Origin of the sequence: Asanoa iriomotensis (genome assembly GCF_016862515.1) — a bacterium.
Lineage (GTDB): Bacteria > Actinomycetota > Actinomycetes > Mycobacteriales > Micromonosporaceae > Asanoa > Asanoa iriomotensis.
The window spans coordinates 85,589-96,252 of the sequence record NZ_BONC01000006.1 but is presented as its reverse complement, the minus strand read 5'-3'; the positions used below and the strand labels follow the sequence as shown (position 1 = coordinate 96,252).

Genomic DNA, 10,664 nt, shown 5'->3' with positions numbered 1-10,664 from the left:
CGGTCCGTTATTAACGCATAGCGTTAATAACGGACCGTTCCTTTCAGCGCAGCGCGTCCTCCCGGTCCGCTTCCTCGACCGCGCCGCGCAGGCCCAGGCGCTCGCCTTCCCGCCAGGCGCGGTCGAAGCCGTCGCCGCCGAGGTGGCCGCGCAGCGTCTCGTGGTCCAGACCCGTGGACGGCCAGGGCGGCACGTAGCCCTCCATCCACAGCATGCTCGACGGCGTCTGGAAGGTGCCCGCGGCGGCGGCGAGCCGCACGGACCGCACGTACCGGCCCCGGGCGCTCTCCAGGTCCGCGAGCGCGGCGAGGAACAGCCCGACGCTGGCCAGGTCCCCGCTGTCGGCGGCCGAGGCGAGCCCGGCCCGCAGGCTCGCGTGCGCGCCGGCGACGTCGGACCGGGCGACGCCGACGACCGCGGCGGTGTAGCGGGCCACGACCAGCCCGAGATCGTCGCCGACGCGGGAGGAGATCCGTTGCGCCTCCGCCAGGTGCAGCGCGGCGGTGTCGAGGTCGCCGGTGCGCAGCGCGACCGTGCCGAGCCGGCTGTGGAACAGGCTCACCAACCAGTGCTCGTCGGTACGCACGGCCAGGTCGTACGCCTGCCGGAGCAATTCGCGGGCCCGGTCGAAGTCGCCGCGCTGTGCCGCGAAGGAGGCGAGCGGGCCGAGCGCGCGGGCCTCGGCGATCTTGTCGCCCTCCGCGTGGGCCAGCACCCGGGCCTCCTCGAACCCCGCCCGCGCGTGCTCGGGCTGCCGCGACACCAGTGCCATCGCGCTGTCCGACACCAGGGCCCGGGCGCGCACGGCCGGGGTCAGCAGGTCGGGCTCGGCCAGGATGCGGCGCATGTAGCGCACGCCCTCGTCGAGGTAGCCGCGGCGCCACCACAGCGGCCAGATCGACCAGGCGATGCGGAACGCGTCCGCGGGCCGGCGCTGGTCGAGGAACCAGTTCATGGCGGCGTCGAGGTTGCCGTGCTCGCGGTCGAGGCGTCGCAGCCAGTCCGGTGACGCCGAGGTGTTGAGGTAGGGCTCCGCGGCCGCGGCGACGGAGCGGTAGTGCTCGGCGTGGCGGCCCCGCACCTCGTCGCGGTCGGCGCGGGCGTCGAGCCGCTCCTGCGCGAAGTCCCGGACGCTGTCGATCACCCGGAACCGGGCCGGCTCGCCGTCGTCGTCCCGGTCGACCAGGGCGGCGTCCACAAGGGACTCCAGCGCCCCGAGCACGTCGACCTCCGCGCCGCCGACGGCGTCGACGGCCGCGAGGTCGAAACCGCCGGCGAACGCGCCGATCCAGGCGAACAGCCGTTGCGCGTCCGGCGGCAGCAGGTCGTAGCTCCAGGCGAGGGTGTCGCGCAGCGTGCGCTGCCGCGCGGGCCGGTCGCGCGGGCCGCCGGTCAACAGGCTGAGCTGGTCGTCGAGGCGGGCGGCGATGGCCGCGGGCGGCAGGATCGGCACCCGGGCGGCGGCCAGCTCGATGGCCAGCGGCACGCCGTTGAGCCGGCGGGTGATCTCCAGGATCGGCCCGGCGTTGGCGTCGGTCAGCATGAACCGCCGGTCCGCGGCCCGGGCGCGGTCAACGAAGAGCTGGACGGCACTGAACCGCTCGGCTAGCGCGGCCGAGTCCGCGCGGGCGGTGCGTGGCGCCGTGCGCAGCGGGTGCACCGTGAAGACCCGCTCGGCCGTCAGCCGCAGCGGCGCGCGGCTGGTCGTCAGCGCGGTCACGCCGGGCGCGGCGCGCAGCAGGGTGGCCAGGTGCGGTGCGATGCCGCTGACCTGCTCGCAGTTGTCGACGACGAGCAGCATCCGCTTGGCGCGCAGGAACGACGCGGTGTCGTCCAGCGAGCGGACGCCGCCGGAGGTGCGCAGCCGCAGGGAGCGGGCGAACGCCTCGCCGACCGCGTCGAGCCCCGTGGCCGCGGACAGGTCCACGTAGCGGACGCCGTCGGGAAAGTCCTCGGCGACGCGTTCGGCGACCGCGGCGGCCAGCCGGGTCTTGCCGACGCCACCCGGTCCGGCCAGGGTCACCATCGGCACCTGCTCCTCGCGGACCAGGGCGGACAGCTCTTCCAGCTCGTCCTCGCGGCCCAGCAGCAGGGTGCGCGGCACCGGGAGGCGCTCGTCCCCCGGCCGCTCGGCCCCGGACTCCGGCGCGGCGGGCCGGCCCGTGCGCTGGAAGCGTTCCGAGAGCAGCACGGCGATGTCCTGCTCGACGAGCCCGCGCAGCTCCTCGGCGGACTCGAACCGGCGGTAGGTGACATCACCGGCGCGGCGGATCGAGTCCAGCAACGCGCCGAGCCGGGGGTCCCGGCCGGGCGCCGGCTCCTTGACGTAGATCAGCCGGGGCATGCCGGCGGCGAGGCGGTACTCGTCGTCGAGCCCGGAGATCGTCATGTCGGGCGCGACCCACCCGTAGCTCTCGTCGTAGATCGCCACGAAGATCTGACTCTGTGCGAGGTACGACCGGTACACCTCCCGCGGCGGATGCGGGCGGGCACCGGCCTCGAACATGATCGGCTGGAGCCGCAGGCCGACCACGGCTTCCCGGACCGCCTGCCGCTCGGCCGCGAGCTCCGCGAGCGTCGAGCTCACGAACACCCGGAGCCGCTGGTCCGGCGTCAGGATGACCCGCGCTGCGCCGGCCGGGTCGAGCATTCCGGTGTCCTCCTCGGGTTGGGCCCGCGACGCTCGGAAGCGTCGGCCCGGGATCCCAAACGAGATCTCTTCATGGAACGCAGTTCGGTTGGATGTCATGCCCCATCAGCGGGATGGATATTGGGAATTATCCGGATTCGGAGGCGAACCAGATGGACATCCGAAGAACTGGTGGCCGCTAAAGAGCCCAGCGTCACCAGGGCGGCGGTGACTCACGTCACCACCGGGCCTGCCTCCCGACGAGATCCGGATCGTCGAGGTGGACGGCGCCGGCCTCGCTGTCTCCCCCGCATGGACACGATCGGCGACCGTCGGCCTCGCGCCCGCGGAGGTGGACGCCCTGCCGCACGCCGCCGCGTCGCTCACCGGGTAGCGGGCCTCACCTCAGGGCAGATCGAGCGGGTCGCCTTTCTGAAGGATGTCGGAGATCGTCAGCCGTCCGACGGATAGGAGGCCTGCGACTGCCGGGCCGTCCGGGCCCGCCTGGAGAGTCTTGGACAGCTGGTCAGGATTTAGCGTAACAATAACCAAAACGTCAGGATCTGAGCGATCGACCATGTTGGAAAGAAGGCGAAACGCAAGCCATGCTGATCGCTCGGAGGTAACGGCTACTGCCACAGAACCTTGCTCAAGGGCCACTTCGCAGCAGTCAGGAACTGACCGTTCGGCTAGATCACGACACTCACCGTAGTCTCGCTTCAACCTATCGAGAGCAGTTGTGGCCAGCTCGCTCCCACCGTCGTACCACAGTGCCGCCACGCCATGCCGCCGGTTGCCCATCTGCGTCTCCGAGTAAGAATCAGTAAGTCGGACAGCCGAATGCCTGTCAGGCGAAGCCGCCCTTTCCCAGCAAATGCGATGTAAAACGTGCCGCGTTCATAGCGGCATTCAGTTGCCTCTCGGCGATCATCATGTCTTTGTTCCCGTCCGCCCAGTCACATATTCCTTTAATCAGGATCCAGTCAACTTTGCGGCGGTGTGCCGAAGCGTAGAGGCCCGCACCTTCCATTTCGCCGCCGACGGCTTCACCGCCCGCGAGGCGAACGAGCTCGTCCCGGAACCGAAGATTGTCAACCAGCTTGTCGCCCGACATCACCAGCCCGAAATGAACCGGGCAGTGATTCCAATCCAAGGCCGCGGCGCGGCAGCGGTCCAGGAGCCGCGGCGACGCGGTAGTGCGGTCTCCGCGCAAGACGATCTTTCTTCTCCCCGATTGGGTACCCACCCTTTGCAGGTCGTAGCTGGCAACCTGGCGCGAAATCAGCACGTCCCCTATCTGTTGGCTGTGCTCATCGATGCCGAAGGCGATGCCGACCATGACTACCGATGCCGGGCCCAGCGCCGATATGGCGTCGACGATGGTGAGGATCGAGCCCGACGGCCCTCCGCTCCCCATCTCGGTTTGTGTGAGGTAGACGCGTGCGCCAGAGATCGTTCCGAGGTCAAAGTAGGTTTTGTCTCCGATAAAATGAGGTCTAGCGACAGATCCGTGGTCAGCGGTCAGCGTGTCAATGACCGCGCGCGCTTCCACACGGGTAGCGGTGACAATAAGAACGTCGGCGCCATAGTCCAGCAACAGCTGCCTCCCCAGTTCGACGTCAGAAGTCAGGGCCGGGACGCGAGAGAGCCGCCCAATGGTTGCGAGCAAAGCCTGTTCCGCAGAATCCAGTCGCGCGAGAACAGCGTCGTTGCCGCGCCCTTCATTTGGAGAGTGCAGGTACCGTCGAGCGAACTCCCACACCTTGTGACGGATGGCGAAGGTGTTGGACGCACCCGCGCTGCCCTCGACGGAGCGGCACGCGATCCACACGAGCAGACGAACGAGGCTGACCATGCGGGCGTGCACACCGGAGCCTCTCAGTTCCAGCAGGAGTTGCCAATCATCGAGACGCTGCAACATCGGCGTCCGAAGCAGCGCGGTGAATCCGCTTGCCGACAATATGTTCTTGAGCAGCGGCACGTCGTACATCGGGAAGTTGGTTGCAAGTACCTGGTCGAAGTACCCGAGCCCATCGACACCGGTTGGGATGTCGCCGTCCGAGAACTTGAGATAGTGGCCGGCGTACTGCGCCGATATCTGCCTGCTGAGTATCGACTCGGCTTCGAAGGATTGAACTCCACTCTTTCTCATAAATGGTGCGAAGAAAGCAAAAGTGATTGCTTCGGAGTCCCTCCGCGTCAGCGCCTGCAACGCGTTCGTGCGAGCAATGCGTTCAGCTTCGCTCCCTTGAGACGCTTTTGACAGGGACCAGCCACCTAGCCTCTCCTGCAAATAGTCAGTTGTTCGCTCGGCCTTGTAGTCCGTGGGAAGGATCGACCTGACGGCATCGATTCCGTTGTGGAAATATAGCGGATACCTCGCCGCGTCATGTCGATACAACTGTATCCGAGACTCAAAGAACTCCTCGACCGTCGCGCTGTAGCTGATAGGTCGGATTGCGCCACCAGCAACGAGCATCGCGAGAATTCTTCGCGACGCATCGCTCAGTAGGGTATGCTCCCAAATTACCGAGATGCCGCAATAGAGGCCCGCGTCAGTTCCGAGGGTGAGCGCGGCCAGTGACCTCTCCAACGTGCTCGGCTGGAGCTCCGCCCCCGCGGCTTCCACGAGTTCGCGGTCGAGGAAATGAAGATATAGAGGTTGGTTCACTCCGGCGTTCCGCCTCGGTGTTTCGGACGCCGACTCGCCTCCACTCATCTGCGAGCCCTGTCGCTGCTCTCCAGCTGAGCCCGGATATCGCTGATGAATGTCGACCGGAGAAGCTGCCTCCACGGAAGGAACAGAGGGTCAGGCAGCGTTGAGAAGTCATACCACCCTTGTGAGTCGTATTTGTCCGGCTCGGTGATCGTTGGCTCGCCGGAACGATAGTCGCTAAGCATCCAGATTGTTACGTAGTGCTTTCCCTCAACATCGAACAGGTCGTTCGTGACGGCTCCGAATCGTATGTTCCTGATAAGAACGCCCGTCTCCTCCTGGACCTCTCTCTGCGCAGTTTCCTCGAACGATTCGCCGAATTCTGGGTGGCCGCCGGGCACTGACCACGTGCCGGCGCCGTGCGCCCCACGGCGCTTCCCCATGAGGAACGTGCCGTTCCAGAACACAAACACGCCGACCCCTACCGTGGGGGCCGCGGAGGACGCCTGTGCCATTACGCGATTCTCCGCTCAAGTTTGGAGTCTGCTGATGAGTCAGGGCCTACCTTCGCTGCGCTCGGCGTGGCCTGATCTGAAGAAGCCGATAACGGGTCGAAGATCGCCGTAGAGACAGCGCGCCCGCCACGCCGACAGCTCTTCCTCGAAGTTCGCGGGAATTCCGTTGAGCAAAAAGATGCGGCGGTCGGTCGCGAACGCCACCGCAGCCTCACCGAAAGCATTCGGTCCGATGTAGTCGGGCTGGCCCTCCCGGTGCGGGTTCACAATGAGGATGGCCCTCGTGGCCGGGTCGACGATCCAGGACATATGCAGCTTAGATGCCCGGTGTTTCCCGTCCCGCAGGACCGCTTCGGCCTGAGTTTCGAGCAGCGGATCGTCCCTGTGCGGAACCAGCGCAGTGATGCCCTGGCTCATCAGCTCACGGCCGATGACCTCCATCGTTGATATTGCTTTCATTGATCCACAGAGCACGATGCGACCGCGCCCATCCTTCTCTTGAAATCCGGCTGCCGCCGCGGTTTCGGCCGAAGTCTCAGTCATACGAGTAGTCTCCCGTTAGCAACCGTCGCTCAAGTGAGAGATAGGTCGAGTCCTCTGCCGCGAATGGCGATGAGGCGTTGCCGGTCAGAATTAGCTTCACCAGATCAATGGGTGCGACGATATGGGTGCCAGGTATTGCGACGGGCAGGTCGTCGGGGTGTTCACTGAAGTAGATCGGCCGAGCAGCCTGGAAGATGCGTCCGATTTCGTAACACGTGGTGCGACCCACATAGCCACCCGGGGCAACGACGTAAACCGCGTCGGCGCGCAAGATCCGATGCAACGCGATAGTCTGAACGGTCGAGTCGTCCCATTCAGGAGGATCACTGTGGAATCGCACGAAAGCGATTCCCTCCTCCTGGATCTCTGCCCCCTTGGGGGTAGTCACCTCGATCCCGGCCCTACGAAAGCTCGCTAGCGCCTCGCGCACAGCCGAGTAGTGCTGTTTGAAACTGCCGATGATCGCCACCTGCACGTCTGTCTCCTAAAACGACGTGGCGCCGCCCGAGTCAACGGGAGGCGAGCAGGAATCGGGCTATCTTTCGATTGGATCTTTCCTACAGGGCAACACGCTTTACCCGTTAGGGCTAGGAGCGTACTGGTGGCTCCTCTCAGTGAAGCTCACATGCCATGTCCGGGATCCGACAGTGTCTGTGCTGGCTCGCTCTCGCTGGAGAACTCGAAACGCCACGGCGCCTTCGCGTCACTCTGACACTAAGTGAGCACGCTACTCCGGAACGAGTCTTCATGTCAACCTGACGATTAGGTCTACACTCAAGTCATGATCGACGATGGCTGGGTTCCGGACCGGATGTGCGTGACAGTCGACCTGGTGATCTTCACGATCCTTGACGGTGCGCTGTCAGCACTCATCGTGGAACGAGGGATCCCGCCGTACGCCGGCACTTGGGCATTGCCCGGGGGCTTTGTGGGGCGGCATGAGCCACTTGAGGACGCCGCGCGTCGTGAGCTGCGCGAAGAGACCGGCCTCGGGGCAGAAGAACTCCACCTGGAGCAACTGGGCGCGTTCGGAGATCCCGAACGGGATCCGCGGGATCGGGTTGTGACGGTGGCCTATCTGGCACTTGCGCCCGACCTCCCGCTTCCCACTGCCGGAACCGATGCTCGGGCGGCGCGGTGGATGGCGATCGACTCGATAGTCTCCGGTCAGCTGGCGCTCGCGTTCGACCATCGGAAAATACTGCGACACGGGCTGGACCGAGCGCGTTCCAAGCTTGAATACACCTCTTTGGCGTCGGCCTTTTGCGGCAAGGAATTCACGATCACAGAGCTGCGAAACGTGTACGAGGTCGTGTGGAACACCAAACTCGATCCGCGGAACTTCCACCGGAAGATCACGCGAGCCCCGGGTTTCCTCGAGCCGACCGGTCGACGGACGACGCGCGACGGAGGTCGTCCGGCCGAGTTGTACCGCCGCGGCGACGCCTCCCTGCTGCATCCGCCCATGCTGATGCCAACCGGCAGCTAAGCGGCCGTCGTCGTGGGAGCCGGGTTCGTCGGCCTGGAGGCCGCGACCGCGCTCGCCGCGCGGGCCGGATGCTGCTGGAGGACCGATCCGACCTGGTCGGAGCTCGACCATCTCGGCCGGGTGCCGGTCGACCTGCACCTCCGCACCGCGGTACCCGAGGTCACCGCCGCGACGCCGATCCGCGTCCGGTGATCGTGGGCGAGATCGTCGCGGGCGACATCGTCGAGCCCGGCCCGCGCCGCTAGCTCACGGCATGGGTTCGTGTCCGGCGACGCCGGCGCGGCGGCGTTCGACCTCGAACACGCGGTGATGCGGGCCTGCCCGCACGCGACGCCGCTCGGCAAAGTGGCTGGCCACAACGCGCTGGCGGATCTGCTCGGCCGGCAGCTGCGCGACTTCACGCCCGGCCCATACGTCACCTGCCTGGACCTGGTAGGTGCCGGCGGTCCGCCGATGATGGCCACGGGCGCGGCGGGCGCGGCATCAAGCGGCGGATCAACCATGCCCTCGGCGCTGCTGGCCCGGGCCATCGAGGCGCTGTCCAGCACGCGGGATGGGGCCGATCGGCCTGCAGATGCGGCCATCCACCCGCCGGTCGCCGACGCTGCGCGCGTCTCCCGCGGACCGGGTCTACCCCGACTTGCTGTCCTGCCGCGGTGAACGCCCTGGAAACGCGCCGCGGGGGCGTGCGCCCCGAGCAGCGCACACCCCCGCGTCATGGCAAGACCGTCAGTCGCTGGCCTGCCAGCTATAGAAGGGCTTGGCGACCGAGTCCTGCGGACCGCGCCAGTTGTTCGGGTCGTACGGCGCGACGTACGGCTTCAGGTCGTCGATGATCTTGTTGAAGGCCGGCGCGTGGTGGTTGCCGCCCAGGCCCTCGGCGACCGCCGCGTCGCTGCGCTCCATCAGGTGCACGTAGACGTCGTCGATCGCGTAGAGCCAGCGCCCGCCGACGCCCATCTGGCTCGGCAGGGGCCCGGAGTCCGACTCGCGGAAGATGCGGGCCACCTCGGGCTCGGAACCCGGCTTGATCCGCTGGACGATCAGCAGCGGGTTCGCCCCCGACGACGCCGAGCGCTCCGGCGAGACCCAGCTGTAGAACTCCTTGGCCACCGAGTCCGACGGGTTCTGCCAGTTGCGCGGGTACGGCGTCACGTACGGCGCGATCTTCTCCGCTATCTCCTTGAACGCCGGCAGCCCCCGGTTGTTGCCGGTCACCGCGGGGTCCTGGGCGCGCTCGACGACGTGGATGTAGAGGTCCTGCAGCGACAGCAGGATGCGGCCGGTCACGCCGACGTCCTGCGGTCGGGTCACCTTGTCGTAGTGGCCGAACACGTCGGCGACCTTCTGCTCACTGCCCGGGACGATGCGGCAGACGATTACGTTGCGGAATACCACGGCTGCTCCTCACAAACGGGTTGGACTCGGGTGTCGGTCAGGCGGTGAAACGGACGGGAAGCTCGATCAGGCCGCGGAACGGCGAGGCCGCCGGCAGCCGGCGCAGCTCCTCGGGCGGCACGGCGAGCGCGAGCCCGGGCAGCCGGCGCAGCAGTTCGCCGATGCCGATCTGCGCCTCCATCCGGGCCAGCGAGACGCCGAGGCAGTAGTGCACGCCGTGCCCGAAGCCGAGGTGCGGCCCGCGTTCCCGGCACAGGTCCAGCCGGTCCGCGTCCTCGAACTGGGCCGGGTCGTGGTTCGCCGAGTTGATGACCACCCCGACGATCGAGCCCTCCGGGATGCGCACGCCCTGGTACTCGACCTCCTCGGTGGCGATCCGTGGGCTGGCCACCGGCAGCGGACCGTCGAAGCGGAGCAACTCCTCGATCGCCTGCGGCAACAGGTCCGGCGTCGCGCGGAGCAGGTCGAGCTGTGCGGGGTTGGTCAGCAGCGCCACCGTCGCGTTGCCGATGAAGTCGGCGGTGGTCTGGTGACCGGCGAACAGCAGCAGGAACGTGGTGCTGACCAGCTCCCGCTCGGAGAGCACGCCCTCCTCGTCGCAGGCGGCGACCAGCATGCTGACCATGTCGTCGCCCGGCCGGATGCGCTTGGCCGCCACCAGCTCGGTCAGGTAGCCGTGCAGCCAGGCCTGCGCCTCCTGCACGCGGGCCTTCTCCTCGGCCGGCGGCCGGCCCGAGGACCCGGACTCGCGGATCACCTGGGTCCACTCGAGCACGGTCTGCCGGTCCTTGTCCGGGATGCCGAGCAGCTCGCCGATCACCATCATCGGCAGCGGGATCGCGAAGTCCCGCATCAGGTCGGCGTGGCCGTCGGGCACGATCCTGTCGAGCAGCCCGGCGACGATCTCGGCGATCCTCGGCCGGAGTGCCTCCAGCCGCCGCGGCGCGAACGCGCGCGAGGTGATCTGCCGAAGCCGGCTGTGCTCCGGCGGGTCCGAGTTGAGCATGTTCTTGTTCAGGCCCTCGGAGTTGGGCCCGAAGATGCGCAGGAAATGCTGCCCCGGACCGTAGAGGTCCTTGGACAGCCGCGGGTCCATCAACGCGGCCTTCGCGTCGTCGTATCGCGTGATCAGGTACGAGTCGAACCGCGGCGACGTGACCGGACACACTGGACTGTCGACGCGCAGCTTGGCGAAGGCGGGATAAGGGTCGACGGCGAACTCGTCGGTGTAGAGCTCTGCCGCGGGTACGGCATTCTCGGTCATTCGCGCCTCCTCCGGCTCGCGGCACAGCGCTGCACAGCTGGCCGCTTCAAACCGGAGATTAGACCCGCTTAGTTGGGTTTTCGGAAGTTTCATGTCTTTATGCCCGTTTGACCGAACCGGCGGCGTCTTGACGGGCCGCACGAGCGCGCTTAGATTGCTCACTAAATTTA

10 protein-coding genes are annotated in these 10,664 nt (G+C 66.9%); 3 read left to right on the top strand and 7 right to left on the bottom strand.

Annotated elements, in window-relative coordinates:
* Window positions 1-43: 43 nt before the first annotated feature.
* The 5 genes from Air01nite_RS06765 to Air01nite_RS06745 form a co-directional block, all read right to left on the bottom strand.
* Complete coding sequence (locus Air01nite_RS06765) at window positions 44-2,650, bottom strand: DUF4062 domain-containing protein (protein WP_203701049.1); 2,607 nt, start codon at window positions 2,648-2,650, stop codon at window positions 44-46.
* 826 nt (window positions 2,651-3,476) lie between these two features.
* Entirely contained in the window at window positions 3,477-5,300 is a 1,824-nt protein-coding gene (locus tag Air01nite_RS06760; RefSeq protein WP_203701047.1) for a 5'-methylthioadenosine/S-adenosylhomocysteine nucleosidase family protein, read from the bottom strand.
* Between the two features lie 44 nt (window positions 5,301-5,344).
* Window positions 5,345-5,800, bottom strand: a complete 456-nt coding sequence (locus Air01nite_RS06755) for a nucleotide triphosphate diphosphatase NUDT15 (protein WP_203701045.1) — start codon at window positions 5,798-5,800, stop codon at window positions 5,345-5,347.
* Window positions 5,801-5,839: 39 nt separating this feature from the next.
* A complete protein-coding gene (locus Air01nite_RS06750; protein ID WP_203701043.1) occupies window positions 5,840-6,343 on the bottom strand; it encodes a hypothetical protein in 504 nt (167 codons plus the stop codon).
* Window positions 6,336-6,818 carry a hypothetical protein gene (locus tag Air01nite_RS06745; RefSeq protein WP_203701041.1) on the bottom strand — a complete coding sequence of 161 codons (483 nt, stop codon included), beginning with the start codon at window positions 6,816-6,818 and terminating at the stop codon, window positions 6,336-6,338. Before Air01nite_RS06745 ends, Air01nite_RS06750 begins: the two co-directional genes overlap by 8 nt.
* 306 nt (window positions 6,819-7,124) lie before the next feature.
* Here Air01nite_RS06745 and Air01nite_RS06740 point away from each other — a divergent pair, with 306 nt between their 5' ends.
* The 3 genes from Air01nite_RS06740 to Air01nite_RS06730 all read left to right on the top strand — a co-directional run bounded on the left by Air01nite_RS06740 (window position 7,125) and on the right by Air01nite_RS06730 (window position 8,492).
* Entirely contained in the window at window positions 7,125-7,832 is a 708-nt protein-coding gene (locus Air01nite_RS06740) for an NUDIX hydrolase (protein ID WP_203701039.1), read from the top strand.
* Window positions 7,833-7,844: 12 nt separating this feature from the next.
* Complete coding sequence (locus tag Air01nite_RS06735) at window positions 7,845-8,024, top strand: hypothetical protein (RefSeq protein ID WP_203701038.1); 180 nt, start codon at window positions 7,845-7,847, stop codon at window positions 8,022-8,024.
* 69 nt (window positions 8,025-8,093) lie between these two features.
* Window positions 8,094-8,492, top strand: coding sequence for a hypothetical protein (locus Air01nite_RS06730; RefSeq protein ID WP_203701037.1), 399 nt, complete (start codon window positions 8,094-8,096; stop codon window positions 8,490-8,492).
* A gap of 69 nt (window positions 8,493-8,561) precedes the next feature.
* Here the strand turns inward: Air01nite_RS06730 and Air01nite_RS06725 are convergent, their stop codons facing one another.
* Window positions 8,562-9,230, bottom strand: a complete 669-nt coding sequence (locus Air01nite_RS06725; RefSeq protein ID WP_203701035.1) for a TcmI family type II polyketide cyclase — start codon at window positions 9,228-9,230, stop codon at window positions 8,562-8,564.
* Between the two features lie 37 nt (window positions 9,231-9,267).
* On the bottom strand, window positions 9,268-10,494 hold the full coding sequence (locus Air01nite_RS06720) for a cytochrome P450 family protein (RefSeq protein WP_203701033.1): 1,227 nt from the start codon (window positions 10,492-10,494) through the stop codon (window positions 9,268-9,270).
* Between the last annotated feature and the right edge of the window lie 170 nt (window positions 10,495-10,664).

Bases quoted from the DNA above. Each gene is read 5' to 3' on its own strand.
- Air01nite_RS06765 (WP_203701049.1), bottom strand. From the start codon at position 2,650: ATGCTCGACCCGGCCGGCGCAGCGCGGGTCATCCTGACGCCGGACCAG.
- Air01nite_RS06755 (WP_203701045.1), bottom strand. From the start codon at position 5,800: ATGGCACAGGCGTCCTCCGCGGCCCCCACGGTAGGGGTCGGCGTGTTT.
- Air01nite_RS06720 (WP_203701033.1), bottom strand. From the start codon at position 10,494: ATGACCGAGAATGCCGTACCCGCGGCAGAGCTCTACACCGACGAGTTC.
- Air01nite_RS06740 (WP_203701039.1), top strand. From the start codon at position 7,125: ATGATCGACGATGGCTGGGTTCCGGACCGGATGTGCGTGACAGTCGAC.
- Air01nite_RS06750 (WP_203701043.1), bottom strand. From the start codon at position 6,343: ATGACTGAGACTTCGGCCGAAACCGCGGCGGCAGCCGGATTTCAAGAG.